Genomic DNA, 19,715 nt, shown 5'->3' with positions numbered 1-19,715 from the left:
GGTGAGGATCAGTAGTAAAGTAGATTATACTAAAAAAGTTTACAAAAGCAAAAAATATGCAACCCATGAGTACCTTGAGTTTGATGGCACGGAAGCTTGTGCAGAGTTTGTGAATGAATGGGTTGAGCGCGGTATGGTGCAATCTTTCTATTTAGACTCTAATAGTATTCAATACTTTGAGGTATCTCTGAGAGGTAAATGGTCTAGACTTGATAGGGGTGTGTACTTAAAGAGGGTTTGGAACCCACCGATGCCCCATACATTACTAAAGCCTCATAGCAGGCGTGATGGTTTTTATTTGATTGATGCCTTGCTGGATATTGATTCGTTTAATTTGATTAAGGGTGATTTATATCAACTAGATGGTGTTTGTGAAAATAATTTTAAGGAGATAAATAATATGGCAAAAATGAGCGAGTTACCCCCAACAATAAAACCCCAAAAACCAATAAAGATAGTGCATAAAATATCTCAACATAAATTAAATGAAGCGTTAAGGTTTATTGGTATAGACGTAGATGAGTATAGATTAGACGATATGGAAATCTTATTTTATTCAGTTTCTAGTTTAGGTGAAAATCCTAGGCTTGATTATGAATTTACTTTTGTTCAAGATGTTGTAGAAAAGGAAGAGAAAAGCGGTTCATGAATGAAGAAATAAAAAAACCATATATAAGCGGACTAGATGATAATAACTTAAGTAATCTCTTAAGATCTTGGTTTAAACATGAAAGATTAACTAGTGTTTCTGAAGAAGATCAAAAAATAATAAGAGAAGAACTTCAAGAATATGCAAATCAACTAGATGAGAGTAGGATGGAAGTAGATAATTTTATGGATGGGATGCTGGCTATGAGACCCGTGATTATTGATGGTAGTAAAGTTAAAGAAGAAACTTTAATTAAGTTGAAAGAAACAGGCTTTGAATTTAAAACAACGGGGATAAACATTTAATGGCTGATAGATTTTATAAAACTAAATTAGGTTGGCTTTTATCAAAAGTAGTTTTATTATTAGAGTTTTTTGAGCGATTTACTGACGATAGATTTTTAAAGCATTATAAAGAAGTGAGGCAAGGTTGTCTTTACAAGGTTAGCGAACCAGTACTGGCTAATTATTTTAGGGTATTGCAATCTGATTTATGGGAGTATATAGAAAAGATTGATCCCAGTCCAGTACCAGGTAATACTTTGCCAAGTAATTTTTATAGTAGTGGGGGTACTTTTTGAACTTAAAAAATCAAATAATTCACGCAAAAATAGAAGACGTAATAGATGATTTACCAGATGTTGATTTATTGCTTATTGATCCACCTTATGGAATTTCGGTTGATTCTATTATGTCGAAACGAGGAGAAAGAAAAAATGACCTAAGGTTTAAAAAGTCTTTTAGTCGTCAATATACCAATTACGATTGGGATAAAACTACAGTAAATCAATCATTAATTGATAAATTAATTTCTAAGGCTAAAAATTCAATAATTTGGGGGGGGAATTATTATGCTTTACCGCCAAGTGCTTGCTGGATAGTTTGGGATAAATTAAACGGTACTACTGATTTTGCTGATTGCGAGCTTGCATGGACAAACTTAAAAAGTTCTGTAAGGAAAATAGAGCATAGATGGAATGGAATGTTAAGAGAAGGTCAAGAAAAACGCTATCACCCAACACAGAAACCAGAGAATGTCATAAGTTTCTGTATAGACCTTTATACTAAAGTAAATAAAGAAAAGCCTAAACTAGTTCTTGATTGTTTTGCTGGTTCAGGCACAACATTAAAAGTATGCCAAAAGAAAGGTATTGATTTTATTGGGGTTGAAATGATCGAAGAGTATGTAAACATTTGTAAAGAAAGATTAAGTCAGGGTAGTTTATTTAGTTTATGAATTTAAAAAACCTTCAAAACCAATATAAAGAAAAGTATTTAAATGACTATGATACAAATAGCAAGATAAAGACGATTAATTATTGGGGCGAAGAATTACTAAACCTTAGAGATGTTTATAAAACTAATGGAGAGGCTAGAAAAGCTAAGATATTCCACAATGCAGCTTTCAGTGTAATTAAGAAGCAGAGATTTGATTTTCTTGAGGCTATTATGGGGATGCGCCATGTACCTCCAACTATTCAAGAGTTTTGTGAGAGTAACGAATATTTATCAAATCAACTTTATAGACCTAAGATAAGAGAAATGCTTTACGAGTGTTACCCAGACGTATTAGCTGGTGAAGATCCTGTTACTGAAGTTATTCATGGCGGTTCTATGGGACAAGGTAAAACTTTCTTTATGCAGATTGGGGCTTGTTATTCACTGCTTTATGCTAATTGCTTTGAGAATATAAGAAGAGTTTACGGCATGGCTGAGCAGACTGTATTAGTGGCAGGTGTTTTATCAGATGGTCAAACTGAAACTTATAAAGTGTTTTATGAACCTTGTAGAAAGATGTTTTTATCAATGCCTTATGTTATTAAACATGTACCAGTTAACAAGAGGAAGGAATCAGCTTTAGAGATTGGTGATAATAATGAGTTACTTCTATCTCCAATGCTAGCTACTAGTAAGTATGGTAAAAAAGCGATAGCTTACTTCTTTGTTGGTATGGATGAAATGAACCACCAGCCGATAATTACTAATTCTAAAAAAAAAGATACTGAAGATACAGGTGGTTTACTAGATGTAGCTGAAAGAAACTATAGAACTTTAGAATCTAGAATACAAACTAGATTTGGTGCTTATGATTTCAACTTTACAAAAATGATAGTAGCTGGTTCCGCTAGGGTTGAAGATGATTTTACTCAAAGATTAGCTCAAGAGTTTACGAATTATAAAGAGCATTGCACTAGAGTATATGAATATGCTTTATGGGAAGTTAAAAAGTTTGAAGATGAAGAGTTTTTCAATTTTAGGTTAAGTGATAGCAAATATCCACCTGGAGTCATTGAAGAAAAAGATATTAAGGATGACATGACCATTAGAAATGATTGCCCAATGTCTCTTTATGAAATAGCTATTACTAATCCTTATAAGTTTCAAAAAGATTTTATAGGGAAAGGCGCTAAAGCTGTTAATCCATTCTTTGATACTGGTGAGATTATCGATCAAATATTTTATCCAAAAGATAAAGAAACTTATTGGGCTTTAGATTTAAAAGATAATACTGATCTATGGAAGCGTAGAGGTAATTTTAATAGTCAAATAGAATGGAACAAAAGAAATATTCAAAGAGAACACCCTAGGAAGATATTTTTTGAGCACACTGACTTGGCTGTAAGTAATTGTAAGGCTGCTATGGCGTTTGGTTATTTAGCTAAAGTTGAAAAAGTAGGTAATGCTTTTAAAGCTTATATAGACGTTCCATTTGCTTATACATTAACTCCAGGTAATGGTGTCAAAGTTAATATTGCTCAAATTAGGAAAGATCTTATAAAGCTTAGGGATTGGGGGTTAAACTTACAATATATTAGCTATGACTCATTCCAGAGTACGGAAAGTATTCAAGAGTTAGAGAATGAAGGTTTTTATACAAGAGTTATTAGTACAGTTAGAGACCCCAAGCCATTTGATGATTTAAAAGAATTAATTGAACAGGAAAGAGTATCAGTAGTTGATAATAAATTATTAAGTAGTGAACTTAGAGCTTTAGAAGAGATTGTTACTGGTGAGAAGCGAGTAATTGAAAAGCCTGTAGGTGGTAGTAAAGATATATCAGATGCAGTTGCAGGGGTTTGTCATAATATTCTAGAAAGTGTAGTTTATGCAAATATTAAGCGTAAAATGCTTTTAGAGAATTTAGATGTTTGGACTTATGACTATGAAAGGAAAATAGAAATAGAAAAGCCTAAAGTCTCTGTAGATGATTACTTGGAAGAAAGATTAAATAGAGAATACTTGTCTGATGAGATAGATATGTGGAGAATGTGAAATATAATTAAGTTATGAATTTTGGGCTAGGTTTAGATTTGAATTTAGGTAATCCTTCTAAAGGTGATATAGTATCACCCCCTTCGCCAGCGCAGATAACTTATGCAGGGAGTGTTACAGGTAGTCGAGGTAGTACATTTACTAATGTGCCTTTAGGTACAGCATCTTTAGACCGATTGGTTTTGTTTGTGACGACTATAACTCTTACTGGAACTAAGGCTACTACGATGACGGTTAATGGCAATGCCGCCAGCTTAATAGCGAGTCTTGGACCAGGTTTTGTAAGTAGCCAAATTTGGGCAATAAAATTAGCCACTGCAACTACTGCTACAGTGGTCTTAAATAATACAAGTAGTTTTGGTTCGGCTATACATTCTTACTACACTGAATGTACGGAGAATATATCGCAGGTTTTAGCTACTTTCAATAGTAATACCGGTTCTAGTTCACCTGTTTCTCTAACTGCTGATCCTGATAGTTTTTTATTAGTAGGGTCTATATCAAACAATAATTCAAACTTTATAACGCTTGGTGGTGTTGATACTCAAGATTTTTCAGCGGATGTTAATAGCACTGAATTTGCAGCTAGTGCTCATAGTAACAATGTTTCAGGATTACAGAGTATAACTGCAACTAATTTAAACGGCTTATCAAATGTTTTAGTCGTAGCAAGCGCTGCTTTAACTTCACCGTAAATATATTAAGGATGAATTATAATTAAGTTATGTCAGTAAACCGATTTCAAAATACTTTAGCTGAAATAGTTACCCATGACCCCAATGGTGATGAAATTCAATTTATCAAGTTAAATGGTGGTTCAGCTACAGGTGGTAATTTTCAGTTATCCGCCAGTACTGCAAGAGAAGTAGAGTTCCTAGTTGATGCTGGGGTTATGCTTCAAACCGACAAAGATCTTAATTATAATATTGCTTTTGGTGGTGGTGGAACAATTACTGTCCCTGCTGCAACCGTTGTATCCACTAATCGCAAGTTTGTTTCTGGTGAAAAACAAATATTTTTTGTTAAACAGGGTACTAAGATGAGTTTAATTTCTGGTTCTGATGCAAATGTAAATTTAACTTTAGTCGAGTATAAATCTGATAGAGAAATCAGTGACTAAATAATGACAATTGATTTAGATTTACAACTAGATTTAGGTTTGGACTTGGATGTTTTTATAGATAATTTAATAGCTTTGGCGAATTGTTTTAATAATTTATTTACAAAAACCTTGATTTAATCCATAATAATATCAGGGGGTTTAATTTATTTTATGTTCTTTCATGACACAAAGTAAATTAACAAAAATGCAAGATTATCTAATAGTTTTTATTGATCAACTTAAGGAGTTAAACCCAAAGGTATACAAAAGGCTTAAAAGTGAGCTAAGTGGAAGAGGTTTAACTGTAGCAACATGGGAAGCTATCAAGCATTTTAAGTGTTTACAAGAAGCTTTTAAACAAAGGTTACAAAAGTTAGATCCCAAAGCTTGGTATAAGCAATATAGATTAAATACCGACTGTTGCCAGTTTGCTGAGTATCAAAGTTATGAAGCTTATTTAAAGTTTCAATTAAAATCAGGTGCTTTTATTGAAATAAATGGCAAGTATTATAACAAGTTTAAAGCTCATGATTATTTGAATTTCTGTCTTAAAAAGCGTATGTAAATCAAAGTTAAAATATATATATGGTTGAGGAAAAAGACCAAAATTTTATTAAAAATGTAATGCTTTTTTATTCCAATATAAATAAAAGCTGGAGCGTTGCAAGAAAAGAGCGTAAAGCTTTAAGGCAAGATTTATTTAAGTGTCGTTTAAAAGCAGAAAAGAAAGAGCAGTTATCGACTCAAGAGCAAAGTCTTGTAAATGGCTATATTAAGCAGTTACCAGTATCCTTAAGGGTGAAAGGTATAAAAAGTTTTCCAGAGCTTTGGGATATTGGAGACCCTAGTATTGTTAGACATAATAGTTCTTTCCAAGGTAAATTGAAAAGCGTAGCTTCTTACTTAACTAGTTTAGATACTGTAGTTTTTGAAGATAAGATTGAAGGCTTAAATGCTGGCTTGCTTCAGGAAGCTATAGATTATTGCAAAACTGTTTACCCAATAGAGCAGAGTGGTATGAGAAGTCCTTTATTCCACTATGGCATTACTTTATATTGCCTTGAAAAATGCGGAGGTGCTACTAAATGGCTTTAATTACCGATCCAGATTTTTTAAACCAAGGTACAGAAGTTACATTTAATACTACTGGCTTAACAATAGCTTTAGCTGAAGCAGGTAATTTGTCTAGTGATGGGGTAACTTTAAAAGCTCTTTATTCGTTTGAGAAAGAAGAATGGAAAGATGATGCTAACTTAATTAAGTTCCCTTTCCCTAAAACACCTATTACTGATGAAAGTTTTGAGTTGAAAGATGGTTGGGACTTCTTAAATGATGCTTCTAGATTTTTAATTAGAACTGGTGGCTGGTCTGTTCTAAATATTTCAGGTAATGTTACGCAGCAATGGGCTAGTGTAATTGGTTTAGGTTCAATTGAATCAGATGATCAACTTTATTATGATAACGGCGTTGGTGCTACAGATTTTGAGTTAACAGGTCAGGTTAATCAAGCTATTCAAATCCTTTCAGACCCTAACGGTGATGGCTCTTATGGTGATGGGTTTGATAGAAGGTCTAGCTTTAGCATATTTGTTAGGGAACAGGGGCAGTTATTTGGTTCATCAAATATATCCACAATTGGTGAGACAACCTTAGCTTCTCAAGCTTATAGATTTCCAATTAGTACGGCTACAGATCTAAATATAACTACTGCTGATATTGGAATAGATGCTAATTCAGATGGTACTCCAGATGTAGCGCCATACGATGCAATGACTATTACTTATATTCCTCACCAAAATGAAGGTTCTTGGACTGTAAGTACTGTCTATGACGCTAATGATGTAGTGCAATCCAGTACTGATAATAGATGGTATATAACTACAGCTGGTGGAACAAGTGCTGGTAATGATAGTGACCTTGCTGGCGGTTCAGATACTGGTGTGACTTGGGTTGCGTTTACTGGTGAAAGATTAATAGGTACTTCTTATTTCGCTTTTGGTGTAATTATCGATGGTAACTCTGCAACTGCTGAGCAAATATATGAGTTTGCACAACATCAATTAAGGCAAAACATTGATATAGACGATGGTACTGGAACTCAAATAGGTAATATTGCTGATGAGTTATTAACGTTTGTTGGTAGTGACTTAAAGACAGTAAGACAGTCTAATAACAATGGTGTTTTCATCGATAATTTTCAAGCGGCTGATACAAATAGATTATTCTTTGTTGATGACACTGGAACTGAAAGGCAATTCCCGTTTGTTGCAGTTTTGACTTTACAATTCAATGCAAATTTACAAAATGATACAAATGGTTATTATAGAGTTTTCTTTACTGACGCCAATGGTAATCAATATGGCTCAACTAATGCGATTCTTGTAGATGATAATGGAGGCTCTGATATGTCAGGGAATATTTCAGCAGCTACTAGTGTTCAATTAGATTTTGACTACGACAACAATACGCAGGGTGGTCGATCTGCTGGTACTGATGCTGACATAACAGTTGTAGCAGGTGGATTAGATACAGCTCAGAATGTTGTAGCTACTGGTACTATAGCTAGAAGTACAGCGAATGTAGTTTCTTTAGTTGCTCCACTTGAAAGGAACTATGCTAATCCATAAGAGGGTACTTTCCCTTGGAGCATAAGAGGAAGGCTTGGTTTACGATTTAGATTATGATTATTACACCAGAAGACAGAATTAAAAAAGCAGATAAACCAAGGATTTTAGAAATCCCGATCAATACTGTCGCTGATAAAAAGATTTTTGATGGGTCGAAAACCAAAGCAGAAGAGTGCAATAAGTCTTTTAATGAGTATGTTTTATTAACTTTAGAAGAAAGAATAGGAGATAATTAGTGGCAATAACCACCACTGCACCTTATAAGTCAGGAACTCTATCTAGTATAGGAACTGGCGCTAATGGACTTAACACTAGGCTTAACACTTCTGGGGTTAGTTGGGCTGCTGGTGATGTAGGTAGGCATGTTTACTTTTATTCAGGTAATGCTCAGTGGGAAAGCCGAGAAATCATAGCCCAAGGAACCAATTATTGTGACATCTTATTTCCTTTTGGTGAATATCCTGTCCTGAAGCCTGATGGCACAGAAGTTCCTAGTGATATACCAACCACTGGAAACAACTTAGGGGTTAGTTATCAGTTGGATGACTTGGACGATGGTTCAACTTTGATTAAAGAAAGTGTTAACTTCTATCGACATACCACCAGTAACGCTTGGACAATTGGTCAAAATGTCATGATCCAGGATATTAACAAAACTCTAGAATTTAATTCTGAATGGACAGATCTTGATGGCATAATGCAATTTGGTAATTTAGATAGTGATGGTTTTGTTATAGATTCTTGCTGTTTAATGGATAACAGTACTGGTTTTGGTGGTTTTTCACAAACGGGAAATAATGTAAGTACAGCAGATGATTTTGGTTCTTTTAGATTATTTGGTGGAGCTTTTCTTATAACTGGTACAACTCAATTTCTAAGAATGTATCGAAATAGTGGCTCTTCGGAAGCGATTCAAGTTCAAGCAGTCAACTTTAATGGAGCGGCAGGTGGAAGAGTGGATGGAACCAAATCTTATTTTCTAAATCCAATATATTCAAATCTAAACAGCTCCATAGGCCCAATTAACCCTAAAAGCAACGTTGCCATGATTAAGGGCATACGTGTTAATTCTGGTGCTCAAGTTGTATATCATTTTTGGAGTTTATCGCAATCCACCACAGTACCTGGCGTAAGATTTAATCCAAATGGTATTACTGATCGTTTTGCCAGGTTAAGCAGTAATGGCACTGGTTATACTTTAACTTTAGAAGATATTTTGGTGAATGATATTCAAACCCTACAGGACAATGGTATTACGATATTTGATCAACAAACGGCACTATCAGGTTCTAATACCGTTAAAATTACCAATCCTCTAACAGTTACGACACAAAACAATGCTTCTGGAATGAGACTTAGAATTAAAAACACTAATGGGGTAGAGGTGTTCGATGGAAATTCGGATGGTAATGGAGATTGGGCGAAAACTTCTTACGAATGGGGAAGGGTAACTATAAGTGCTTTAACTACTTATGATTTAGACGATGCTGTAATCGTGGCACCTTATGTGTGCAACACTAGAAAGTATGACAAGATAACACAGTCATTTTCTTTTGATGCAAGAGCGCCATTAAGCACAGTAATTTCAGATGTAGATGATTCAAGCATCACTGAAACAACTAAAGCTACAGTCCTTGCTTACGGCACGCTAGAAACTTTAGATAAGTTTAGGGATAGGCACAAGGCAGAACATGTTGATAATGATGATATAGAAGACATTTCCGCTGGTGGTGGTGCTGTAGATTTAACGACTTCTACTAATACTGAAACAAGCTACACAGGGTATGCTTTAATTATAGATTCCATTGCTGGAGCTTGGTCTCACAGTTCAGGCACTATAACCATAGGTGCTAGTACCCTTACAAGTGGTTCTAATTATACAAATTTAATTCCATTTAGCACGTTAACTTTTGCAAATGGAGCTACAGCAAGTTGTAATGTAATTCTTAATAATACAGTTGTAGCAACAACAGCAAATCAAGGTGTACTAACTGGTAATGTCAATATCAATAATGGCGGAAGATTAGATCTAGTAGACCTTACTACAAATCAATTAATAGGAACTGGAGCAAGTGGTGGAAGAATTAAAATTAATGGAGCTTCAACAAGTACGATAGTTGACCTAAGAGCTTATACGATTAATTCAGGATTTGAAATTCAAAATAATTCAGGAATAGCAGTTACTGTAAGATTATTACCAACTCAAGCAATTCCAACGCTTGTTGAAACTAGCGGTACTTTAACTGTAGATAATTCGGTATCCTTAATATTTACTGGACTGCAACCTAATTCAGAGGTCAGGGCTTATGTTGGTACCAATCCTGCTACTGCTATAGAAATAGGTGGTGTTGAAAATTCTGGCACTAGTTTTAATTTTGAGCATACTGAATTTGGCAACGATGGTTTTATAGTTATTCATTCATTGGCTTATATAACTCAAAGAATTAATATTACTTATGCTAATGAAAATCAATCAATCCCAATACAGCAACAATTAGATAGGCAGTTTGAAAATCCTTAGTACAATTAAGGTAAGGTAAGTAATGGCAATAATAACAATACGTGATAATAATGGGCAGGTTCAAGAACAATTAATTTTTGATAGATGGCATAACACTAAGTGGACTGAAGAGTATATTGATCGTGTTAATGGTATTAGTACTGAGCTTGAGAAAGTTACTAGGGTTATATGTGAATATCAAAAATTTGCCGATGACACACAGGGTAAAAGATATTTTTTGGAATCATCTAAAATCACTACAGAGTTCGTGTTAGAAGACGAGATTCAAAAATTACCGCCAGAAAAACAATTAGAAGCTTTAACTATCATTCAAAAAAATTACGAAATAGACATTTTTGTTTTAACTGAGATACTAGGAATTGACGCTACGTTAGAGGTTAGTTAGTGGGTTTTGTATTTGATGGAACAGATAAAACAATTTCATTAACATTAGGCACTACTAGCTTTGATGTCCAAGACTTATATTCTAGATGGAAAGACTGGGTGCTGTTAGGCGATAATTCTAAGTTTTTACCAGCTTTTGCAAACAGTGTAGGTGGAGAGCCTTTGGGTAGTGGTCAGTTTGTAGGTGGTTACTTTTTCTTACAGAATGGTTGGTTAATTAGACCGCAAGAGGCAAATCATACATTAATTGTTAATGGTAACTTATTCCCAATTCCAGATAGTGCAGCTTTGTTTGCTGCTACTTTGGGAGGATTTCAAGTCAATATTCAATTAAGGGTAAGTTCTTTAACTCAAGCAATTGCAACTGGTGGAGGTTCTACCGTATGGAGTACAGCGCAAAGGGATCAAGTTATGTTAGATAGCCAAATAGCTAGGAAGTTTCAAACTAATAGAGCGCAAGTTAACGCTGGTACTAATCAGTTGGTTATTTATGATGACGACGGAACCACACCTTTATATACGTTTGACTTAACCGACGAGAATGGCACGGCTAATTCTGAGAGGATATACGAAATAGATGGTGCTTAAATATTTAATTCTAGGAAGAAATTTTAACGAAGAGGGGGAAGGTGTTGAGTTGGTAGCATCTCCAGTAATTGGTATAAGTGCTGGAATTGAAATAAACACTATTAAAGCTTCTGTAGATACCATTAAAAGTTCTTCTACTGTAGAAACAAATGATTTAAAAGCTAGTATTGAGATACCAGATATTGATACTAAGATAGAAGAAAGTGAGGTGTTAAGTGAGTTGTAAGAATAGTATATTTTTTGGAAGTCAATTACCTATTGATATTAATATCAGTGGTTCGTTTGCAGCTTTAGCTATATCGGCTAACACTGGAGTAACTGGCGCAAATTTTGCAATTAAAGATTTTTCGGGGAATACGATAGTTACAAAAAGTCTTGGTTCTGGGATAGCTAATCATCCAACTGATACTAAGAAGCTTAGGGTTACTTTAGAGAATTCAGACTATGGTACTACTACCAGTGAGCTTCAGGCAGATAATACTTATGATATGTTCCTTGAATTAACTACTGCTGCTTTGTCTGATTTAGAGGAAGTCAACCTTAGTAGTGGTGATAAGCAGTTATTTATTAAACCTAGAAATATAAGTGTTACTTAGTCGTGGTGTTTAATATTAAGCAGTAAGTCGGTGTTTAGTTTTTGTCTTATTAAGTGTTCGGATAGCTTTTCTTTCAGTAAATCATTTTGCTTAACATTCTCTTCAAGAATTTTAGTTAGTTTATCTATGTTGCCATTTAAGTGATTATTGTTCTCGGCTAGTAATTTATTTGTTGTTTCCAGTAAAGTAATAATCTCATTGTATTTAATACATTTAAGATTTTCGTAGTGTTCAAAATCTGTATCTGATAACTGTTTTTTCGCATTCTTTTCTTTTTTGTTAAGAAAGTTGATGACGTAAATGACTGCAATAAAAAACAAAGCTATTAATGCTAGTGGGTTATGCCAGTTTTCGAGTAAAAATTTAAGTCCTTGAGTTTCCATGAGCCCCCCAGTAAATGCTCTATATAATTATTTTATAATTTATAATTACTTGATAGGGGGGATTTATGATTAAGTTTTCAAAACCTGATAGAAAAGTTATAAAAGTTTTTTTACATTGTTCGGACAGTGACATACCTGAGCATGACAATATTGAAACAATAACTAGATGGCATGTTGATGAAAATGGTTGGACTTACATAGGTTATCAATATGTGATTACTCAAGATGGTGTTGTTCATAAAGGTAGAAGTCTTGAAATACAGCCAGCGGCTCAGTATCCATTTAATAGGGATACCATAGCTATTTGCTTAACTGGTAGATATGAATTCAGTGAAGCTCAATATGATTCTTTACGTGAGCTGTGTAGCCAAATAGCTGAAGCTTATGAGTATGAGATAACTTTTCATGGTCATAATGAGATAGATATAAGTAGAACTTGCCCTGTGTTTCCTTACCGTAATGTATTGGGTTTAGATAAGCATGGCTATATCACAAAAGCTAAACCTGTTATTAATAAAGAGCCAAAAAGCGGTAATATTATAAGTAGGTTCTTTAGTTTTTTCGGGGATCTTTTCTAGTTGTCAAAAAACTTTATGTTATTTAATGACACAAAAGAAATTAACAGATGTCAAATATATTAGGTGATCTTTTTAATACTGTCTATGGAACTTATCAGCAAGTTACTAAAGGTTCAGTAAGTCAAAAAATAGGTATTATTGACTTAAATTCTAAACAAGATTTTTATAGTTTTAATTCGGGTTCTACTCAAGTAATAACAAACGATAGTAAGAATCATTTAAGTGATTTCGTTGAAGGTGATTTCACTAAATTTACTAATAACATTTATGGTAATTTTTCAAACTTAACTCTTAGAAGATCATTAGGGCAAAGAAGAACATTTAAGAGCCCAATGATTAGTAAAGATTTACTTATAACTGAGGCAACTATTAATACTGCTTTGCATTCCAATATTAATGTAATGTCTGCTGAGGCTTCAGGGGTTGAATATTCACTAGTTTTAAATCCTGAATATAAAGATAAAGCAGACAAGCAGTATGTTGAGAATGAAAAGCTTAGGTTGCAAGCGATTTGTGATTATTTATCTCCAGGCTTGACGATTAATGAACTTGCTAAGAGGTGGGCTATTGATGAGTATTCTTGTGGTGAGGCTTACTCTGAAGTGGTTAGGGATCGTTTTAATAGAGTTAAGCAAGTTTATCACTTGCCAGCTAAAACTATTGAAGAAGTTCTTAGCGAAGATGACGAGGTTAAAGTTATTGATAAAGTTTGGATGAACGGCGAAATAGTAGAACAAGAAGTTGTTAAAAAAATGCCTCGCTATATGGTTAATGAAGGTGGGGAGTATCGTTATTTAAAATCTTTTGGTGATCGAAGAATTATCAATCCTGAGACAGGTGAAGTTGATCCAAGTTTAGACTACATAGATAGCGCTAGCGAGGTTGTTAAGATTAGTAACTATTCTGCTACTTGCTCAGATCTACCTATATGGATTGCTAACTTGAGTCTGGTTAAAGGTTTAAGAAAAGCTCAAGCTCTCAATCTAGACTTCTTTGAAAGTAATGGTATCCCTGCAATGATGGTTACTGTCGCAAATGGTAATTTGAAGCCTGAGAGTTTGCATAGGATCAAGCAGGCGTTTAGCCCAGGAGCCACGAAGAGTCAACATAGGGTAATAGTTGCTGAGGCTATGGGTTCTGAAAACGGTGATGCTATGGGAAGAGCAGTAGGTAAAGAAACACCACAGATTAACGTAGTCCCTCTTAACAACCTTAAACAGCAAGAAGTAATCTTTGAGAAGTTTATGGGGATTAGTGAAGAAAGTATTGATAAAGATTTTCGTATTCCACTTATATACAAAGGTGTTAGTCACGATTACAATAGGGCAACTGCTGAGACAGCTATGCTCATGGGTGAGTCTAAAGTATTTAAACCTTTGAGGCAAAAGTACGCAGATATATTTAATAACTATATCTTTCAAAATAATAGGGGAGAAAAGCCTAGATACTGGTCTTTAGTTCCTGGAACTAGCCCTGGGTTAGTTCGTTTGCAGACTGAAAAACAGATAGAGAATTTATCAGATCAAAAACTACTTACTTTAGATGACCATATAGAATTAACGAATAAAGCTTATGGTACTAATTTACCTAAGCGAGAAACTGCTTACAGTTCAATTCCACCGATGATCCTTGAAGAGTTCACTAGGAAGTTTGAAGGTAGTATTTCAGAGTTTTATCAAGAGTTAGATAAGTTTTATCAAAACAAGATGATGGAGAGCTAACTTGGATTGGCATCAACACTATGAAAATAAAGACTTAATTCGTGAAAACGAATCTGGTAAGCAGTTGCTAGCAGATTATAAAAGAGGTTTGGATAGAGGTGTTAGAGCAGAAGAAGATTTTGAGACCGAGGAGTTATTACTTACTTTAGTTGCTTTTGATTTTCTGATCTATAAATTTGATAAATTTAATGCTCCTATAGAAGATGCTTTTGGGGCTTTGTTTGAGCGTAAGATATCTAGAGTTAAGTTTGATAGTTTACTTACCAATTTTGCTAATGATATAGAAGGTGCAAAGTTTGTTAACAGTAGTTTGAGGGCATATAATGATGCTTTTCGGGATTTAGCTCAGCGTGGTGCGCTTCAAGTGTTCCCTAGCATGTCGATAGAAGTAGCTGATATTAGTAGGTTGATGAAGGCTAGTGCTGAATCAATGGAACTTTACGCTAAAGGTAGTTTTCGCAGGGTGATAATGCCTCGGATTAGAACCAGAGTAGATAGAATCTTTACTAGCTTAGATAACGCAAGTTTAAGTGATATGACGGCTTTAAGAAACAGTATTTATAATCATTACCAAAAGAGTGCTTATAGTAGAGTTTTAGCGAATGCTTATGCCAATAGAACTTACAACTGGGCAAGCTTAGCTAATGCTAGAGCCAGAGGAGTCACCAAGTATAGGTACAACGCTGTATTAGATGAAAGGACTAGTGCTATCTGTAGACATTACAATGGTCAAGAATTTAATGTTATAGATGCTTTGCCGAGTGCAGAAGCAGCGCTTGAATCAACAACTGAGGGAGGTATGGAGACTATAGATCCATATCCAAATAGTAAGCAAACTGAAGAAATTATCGCTGGTAATGATAACGCATACATACCATATCCACCGCTTCACAATAGGTGTAGGTCAGTGATAACCCCTATTGCGTAATTCATAAAAAACTTTATGCCACGAGAAAGCATAAGATAAATTGACATAATATAAGTATGACTAGAGACGATATAGATCAAAAGATATTTTTAGATGAGATCCAAAAACAGGAAGATCAGCAAATAGTTGAAGGTATAGCTCATATGGCTAATGTTGTAGATGCTCATAACGATTACTTTTCTGAATTTGGTATTAAGAAGTTTTACGACATGATGGAAACTGCTATCAAGGATGGTAGAGAAGTTATAGACGGTCAACACGATAGGATTGCTAAAGACAATACAGTTATTAATCACTATATATCTGATGGCAAAAGCCCTAGTTCATTAACTGGTAAGGTTTACCCTAAGACTTGTCATATAGTAGCTATTAAAGTTCACGATAAAGATGAATGGGAAAAGTGGAAAACTAAAAAATACAATGCTTTCTCGTGGGATTTTATGGCTAGGGTAATTAAAAGAAAAGCAGTTATTAGTTTTGCAAAACAAGTCTTTACTAAAACTTCTGCTGATGATGGGCATGAACATCACGCTTGGTTGTTTTATGACAATGATGGTAATTTCGTAAAAGGTTACACTTCACCCGAGTTAGATTCAAATGGAATTTTACATAATCATATGATTAAGAATGTTACAAATACTAGAGAAAATAGCCATGGTAAGCACCGAGTTTTATAAAAATTCGTGAAAAAAAGTAAGCTTATTTTTAGGTTAAGATTAAAGTGTGGTAATAAAAAGAATTACTAAGAAGAAACAAAAACAGGTAAACGAGCTTATACCAACTAGCTTTAAGTTTTTAAGTCCTGTTGATAACCCTGCTAACGAAGAAGCAGTTGATGTTGTAAAGTCTAGGGAGAAGATAGAAGTGATTGAGAAAAAGAAGAAACTAGCCGAGATGCTAGACGGTGAAAATATTGCACCTGTAGAATTCCAATTTAGTAAAGATTTTTATGAAAATGAAGATCGTGTTAAAGCATGGTTATCAGACGAGGGTTATGAAGGTTTTTCTGTGACTGAAAATGATGAAGTATTTATTGTTAAAGCTGATAAAGATTTAGAGGTTGAAGCTATTAAAACTTCAGCTATTCAGCGTGAAGATGGTGTAACTGCTATTGTTAAAGAATTTGATTTTTCTGATTTAGAAGAAAATACTATTGAAGAGATTAAAGGTTTACAGAAAGAAGAAGCAACACCCAGTGAAGAAGTTACTGAGTCAGAAGAAGGTGGGGAGCCTGCTACAGAAACTCAAGAAGATGAAGTTGCTGAAGAGGTTGAAGGACAAAAAGAAGAGCCTATTGCTGAAGATGTAGCTACTGAAGGTGAGCAAGCTGAAGGTGGTGAAACTGAGCCTACTATAGAAGGTGAAGGCGAAACAGTAGAAGGTGAGGTTGAAGAAACTAAAGGCGATAACTCAGACATAGTTCTTATGTGTAGAGGTAAGAACATTCTTGAAATTACTAAGGGTATGAAAAAGTCTTTAGACTATTTACAAAACGTCAAGGAAGTTAAAAAAGATTACAGTGAGTATTTAGGTGCTTATTATGGTGCTGAAACTATTCAAGAAGCTTTAGCCATTGGTGGTTATGATGGTGGATTCCCTGGGATGGATGAAGTCATGGACACTTTAGAAGAGTTTATTAAATGTTCTTTACTCAAAGGTAATTTAGAAGGTGCTAGAGGTGCTTTTGATGTTGCTGCTAACTACATTAATGACCTTAAAGGCATTTATGATACTTATGCTGATTCTGAAACATTAGCAATGTTTACTGAGCGCATGATGTCTGCTCCAGTTGAAGAAGAGTCTAACAAGTCGACTGAAACTAAAACTGAAAGCTTAGATAACGCACTTTTGAAAGAAATTCACAAAGAGTTATTAGTATTAAATAGTGCTTCTGATCTTCAGAAATCAGAGAAAGAAGATATTACTGCAAAGATTACTCAATTAGAGGAATCATATAGTAAAGATTTTACAAACTTAGGCGATAAGCTAGATAAAATATCTGGTTCATTTGAAGAGTTTGTAAGCATAGAGCAAACTAGGGTCAAGTCTAGTTTACCTGCTGTTGAGGTTGATAACTCAGGGGAAAGCCAAGATAGTAGAAAATTCGTGTTGAAAGACATATAAACAAAAGGGAGAAGTAACACAAATGGCACAAACTGCTGAACATAACAGTAAAACATTTGCTGAGGTAATCAAGTCAACTGGTAAAAAGGTTAAAAGACTTAGTTTGACTGATAAGCCTGAAAACGGCATGGTTTTTACTAAAAATGAAAATGGTGTATGTGATTTATCTGCTGAAGATAAGCAAAAAGCCGAAAATATATCTAAAGACAATCAATTGTTAGCAGATATTAAAAAAGCGATTACAACGGCAACGTTAACCGCTAATGATGCAAATAAGAGACCAGATCCAGCTAATATTTTAGAAAGAATTAGATATGAATCTGCTTTCCTTGATGCAATTAACTTAAAAAGTATTGATAACTGGAATAAGGATAACTACAGAATTACACCTGGCGCAACTGTTTGGAATGATGGTGCAACTCAGACAACTGCTGAAGTTACTAACTATAAGAACGATACAGCTAGAATCACTGTAAGAATCCCTATTACTTTAGATGCGATACAAAAATTACCAGGTTATGGAACTGCTGGTAATAGACCTTTTGAAGAAGGTTTTGACCCAATGAACTCACCTGTACTTGATGGTTTAATTCAAGATATCTTACTTGAGACTCCAAAGAACTTAGAAGCATTATTCCTTGAAGGAGATACTACTGGTTCTGGATTATTAAGTGTACTTGATGGTTTAATTGAGCAAGCTAAAGATAGTGGTGTTGTTTATGACCACTCTGGTGGTACTGTAGGCGATTCAAACGCTGCTTTTGGTGGTGCTGACTTGATCACTTTGCTTAACAATAGTGCTGTAGTTACTCCTGAACTTGCTACTCAAGTAGGTCAAGGAAACGTAATTACTGTATTGCCTCCAGCTGTTTACGGTGGTATCGCAGTAGGGATGACTGGAACTGGTAACAATGTTGCTGATAGATCAATCATGAATAGAGATAATCCATTTATGATCGGCGGTTCTAGAGTTCTTTATGGTGGTGCAATGGCTACTACTAACCACGGTCTAATTGTTCCAACTAGAAATGTTGATGCAATCATTGATAATGATTTCATTATTCATGTGGTTGATTCAGTTGATGACTCAACTGGTGCAATTCAGTATGAATATGTTGTAAATGCTTTTGTTGGTGTTAAGCTACTTGAGCCACAGCATGCTGTTAAGTTAGTTGATATTGGCGCAGCAACAACATTCTAATAGGGGGAATATAGAACAATGGCAGATACACAGAAAAAAGAAGTTGATGTAGAGAAGTTAATAGCTGATGCGGTGGCGAAAGCCACTGCTGCTATTGGCGAAGAATACAAAACTAAAATAGAAGACCTTACAAATCAAGTTAAATCTTTAAAGTCAGTCGATAGCAAAGGCAAAGAGACTGAAAGCGGTAAAGTAACTAAAACTAAACCAACTGGGAAAGTTTTTAAAGCCACTTATGTTCTTGGTAACAAGCTTGCTATTAACGTTAAAGGTCATAAGGAAATTGGTGAATTAGCGCATTTAGGTATAGTTAATTCTGCTGGCTCTGTTGGTTTAGAGCCTGGCAAGGCAATACCTGTGACTCAAGGTCTTAAAGATATGCTTGAGGCGAAGTATAAAGTTAAAGAACTTAATAAATACAAAGTTGGTAATACTGTTAAGTATCACGAACCAAGTAAGAAAGATGATAAGTACATTGAACTTTGTCCATTTGAATTTGAAGAAACTTCACTTAAAGATTTAGGTCTTTAAACCCAAAAGAAAATAATAAAGGTTACTGATTAGTATGCTTGAAAAGATATTAGAAAAGAAATGTGATTTAATAGTGTCTTTAGAGGATGTGAAAAGTAACCTTGTTATTTCTGAAGATGAAGATGTAATTGATAGTGATGAACTTCTAAAAACAAGAATTTTAATAGCTCAATCGTTATGCGAGCAGTATACAAATAAACCTTTAACGAAAACAAAGTATGCAGTACGTTATGACTTGCCATACAATAACCAGGACAGTTATTTGAGTTTTAGTGATCCTGGAAACATTTTTAAAAATATAAGATTACCTTATAGACCGCTTATAAGTGTTGAGTCTATGACTAGTGTCCGATATAATGGTGAAACTTTTCCAGTAGATGTTAGTGACTATGTTGTAGATACTGAGTTAGATATTGTTTATTTTAATAATTACCCTACTCGTGGCGAAATGCTTAAGATTATTTTTTTGGCAGGTTATGAAAGAGTAAGTGATGTCCCTGCAAGTTACAA

Annotated in this window: 25 protein-coding genes; 24 read left to right on the top strand and 1 reads right to left on the bottom strand. The window is 34.5% G+C overall.

Annotated features, from left to right (window positions below):
* The first annotated feature begins 1 nt into the window (after position 1).
* The 16 genes from MK115_RS03365 (at position 2) to MK115_RS03290 (ending at position 11,739) form a co-directional block, all read left to right on the top strand.
* Positions 2-649, top strand: coding sequence for a hypothetical protein (locus MK115_RS03365; protein ID WP_287609276.1), 648 nt, complete (start codon positions 2-4; stop codon positions 647-649).
* Positions 646-954 (top strand): hypothetical protein, encoded by a 309-nt coding sequence (locus tag MK115_RS03360; RefSeq protein WP_287609274.1) that lies wholly within the window; start codon positions 646-648, stop codon positions 952-954. Before MK115_RS03365 ends, MK115_RS03360 begins: the two co-directional genes overlap by 4 nt.
* Positions 954-1,229, top strand: a complete 276-nt coding sequence (locus MK115_RS03355) for a hypothetical protein (protein ID WP_287609273.1) — start codon at positions 954-956, stop codon at positions 1,227-1,229. The genes MK115_RS03360 and MK115_RS03355 overlap by 1 nt, the downstream gene beginning before the upstream one ends.
* Positions 1,226-1,885: a DNA methyltransferase gene (locus MK115_RS03350; RefSeq protein ID WP_287609271.1), complete on the top strand. Its 660-nt coding sequence runs from the start codon at positions 1,226-1,228 to the stop codon at positions 1,883-1,885. Before MK115_RS03355 ends, MK115_RS03350 begins: the two co-directional genes overlap by 4 nt.
* A complete protein-coding gene (locus tag MK115_RS03345) occupies positions 1,882-3,921 on the top strand; it encodes a hypothetical protein (RefSeq protein WP_287609269.1) in 2,040 nt (679 codons plus the stop codon). Before MK115_RS03350 ends, MK115_RS03345 begins: the two co-directional genes overlap by 4 nt.
* A 14-nt stretch (positions 3,922-3,935) precedes the next feature.
* On the top strand, positions 3,936-4,616 hold the full coding sequence (locus MK115_RS03340; protein ID WP_287609267.1) for a hypothetical protein: 681 nt from the start codon (positions 3,936-3,938) through the stop codon (positions 4,614-4,616).
* 29 nt (positions 4,617-4,645) lie between these two features.
* Positions 4,646-5,041, top strand: coding sequence for a hypothetical protein (locus MK115_RS03335; protein ID WP_287609265.1), 396 nt, complete (start codon positions 4,646-4,648; stop codon positions 5,039-5,041).
* A gap of 163 nt (positions 5,042-5,204) precedes the next feature.
* Positions 5,205-5,588: a hypothetical protein gene (locus tag MK115_RS03330; protein ID WP_287609263.1), complete on the top strand. Its 384-nt coding sequence runs from the start codon at positions 5,205-5,207 to the stop codon at positions 5,586-5,588.
* Positions 5,589-5,608: 20 nt separating this feature from the next.
* A complete protein-coding gene (locus MK115_RS03325) occupies positions 5,609-6,118 on the top strand; it encodes a hypothetical protein (RefSeq protein ID WP_287609262.1) in 510 nt (169 codons plus the stop codon).
* Entirely contained in the window at positions 6,109-7,650 is a 1,542-nt protein-coding gene (locus MK115_RS03320; protein ID WP_287609260.1) for a hypothetical protein, read from the top strand. Before MK115_RS03325 ends, MK115_RS03320 begins: the two co-directional genes overlap by 10 nt.
* Positions 7,651-7,703: 53 nt before the next feature.
* Positions 7,704-7,886: a hypothetical protein gene (locus MK115_RS03315; RefSeq protein WP_287609258.1), complete on the top strand. Its 183-nt coding sequence runs from the start codon at positions 7,704-7,706 to the stop codon at positions 7,884-7,886.
* Positions 7,886-10,171: an autotransporter outer membrane beta-barrel domain-containing protein gene (locus MK115_RS03310; protein WP_287609256.1), complete on the top strand. Its 2,286-nt coding sequence runs from the start codon at positions 7,886-7,888 to the stop codon at positions 10,169-10,171. Before MK115_RS03315 ends, MK115_RS03310 begins: the two co-directional genes overlap by 1 nt.
* A 22-nt stretch (positions 10,172-10,193) precedes the next feature.
* A complete protein-coding gene (locus tag MK115_RS03305) occupies positions 10,194-10,556 on the top strand; it encodes a hypothetical protein (protein ID WP_287609254.1) in 363 nt (120 codons plus the stop codon).
* Positions 10,556-11,143 (top strand): hypothetical protein, encoded by a 588-nt coding sequence (locus MK115_RS03300; protein WP_287609252.1) that lies wholly within the window; start codon positions 10,556-10,558, stop codon positions 11,141-11,143. The genes MK115_RS03305 and MK115_RS03300 overlap by 1 nt, the downstream gene beginning before the upstream one ends.
* Positions 11,133-11,369, top strand: a complete 237-nt coding sequence (locus MK115_RS03295; protein ID WP_287609250.1) for a hypothetical protein — start codon at positions 11,133-11,135, stop codon at positions 11,367-11,369. Before MK115_RS03300 ends, MK115_RS03295 begins: the two co-directional genes overlap by 11 nt.
* Entirely contained in the window at positions 11,359-11,739 is a 381-nt protein-coding gene (locus MK115_RS03290; protein ID WP_287609249.1) for a hypothetical protein, read from the top strand. Before MK115_RS03295 ends, MK115_RS03290 begins: the two co-directional genes overlap by 11 nt.
* Here the strand turns inward: MK115_RS03290 and MK115_RS03285 are convergent.
* Positions 11,736-12,122 carry a hypothetical protein gene (locus tag MK115_RS03285; protein ID WP_287609247.1) on the bottom strand — a complete coding sequence of 129 codons (387 nt, stop codon included), beginning with the start codon at positions 12,120-12,122 and terminating at the stop codon, positions 11,736-11,738. The genes MK115_RS03290 and MK115_RS03285 overlap by 4 nt on opposite strands.
* Before the next feature lie 65 nt (positions 12,123-12,187).
* Between MK115_RS03285 and MK115_RS03280 the strand changes: the two genes are divergently transcribed.
* The 8 genes from MK115_RS03280 to MK115_RS03245 form a co-directional block, all read left to right on the top strand.
* Complete coding sequence (locus MK115_RS03280; RefSeq protein WP_287609245.1) at positions 12,188-12,700, top strand: N-acetylmuramoyl-L-alanine amidase; 513 nt, start codon at positions 12,188-12,190, stop codon at positions 12,698-12,700.
* A gap of 47 nt (positions 12,701-12,747) precedes the next feature.
* Complete coding sequence (locus MK115_RS03275; RefSeq protein ID WP_287609243.1) at positions 12,748-14,421, top strand: phage portal family protein; 1,674 nt, start codon at positions 12,748-12,750, stop codon at positions 14,419-14,421.
* A gap of 1 nt (position 14,422) precedes the next feature.
* The gene (locus MK115_RS03270) at positions 14,423-15,349 is read left to right on the top strand and encodes a phage minor head protein (protein WP_287609241.1); all 927 of its coding nucleotides are present in this window, start codon (positions 14,423-14,425) and stop codon (positions 15,347-15,349) included.
* Between the two features lie 56 nt (positions 15,350-15,405).
* Entirely contained in the window at positions 15,406-16,026 is a 621-nt protein-coding gene (locus tag MK115_RS03265; RefSeq protein ID WP_287609239.1) for an XkdF-like putative serine protease domain-containing protein, read from the top strand.
* Positions 16,027-16,072: 46 nt separating this feature from the next.
* Positions 16,073-17,473, top strand: coding sequence for a prolipoprotein diacylglyceryl transferase (locus MK115_RS03260; RefSeq protein WP_287609237.1), 1,401 nt, complete (start codon positions 16,073-16,075; stop codon positions 17,471-17,473).
* Positions 17,474-17,495: 22 nt separating this feature from the next.
* Entirely contained in the window at positions 17,496-18,674 is a 1,179-nt protein-coding gene (locus MK115_RS03255) for a hypothetical protein (protein ID WP_287609235.1), read from the top strand.
* A gap of 18 nt (positions 18,675-18,692) precedes the next feature.
* Entirely contained in the window at positions 18,693-19,205 is a 513-nt protein-coding gene (locus tag MK115_RS03250) for a hypothetical protein (protein WP_287609233.1), read from the top strand.
* Positions 19,206-19,239: 34 nt separating this feature from the next.
* Positions 19,240-19,715 (top strand): head-tail connector protein (locus MK115_RS03245; protein WP_287609231.1); only part of this gene is annotated, 476 nt, incomplete at its 3' end.

Source organism: Prochlorococcus sp. ALOHA_ZT_50 (genome assembly GCF_022447305.1).
GTDB lineage: Bacteria > Cyanobacteriota > Cyanobacteriia > PCC-6307 > Cyanobiaceae > Prochlorococcus_A.
This window is presented reverse-complemented; position numbering and strand designations above follow the sequence as displayed.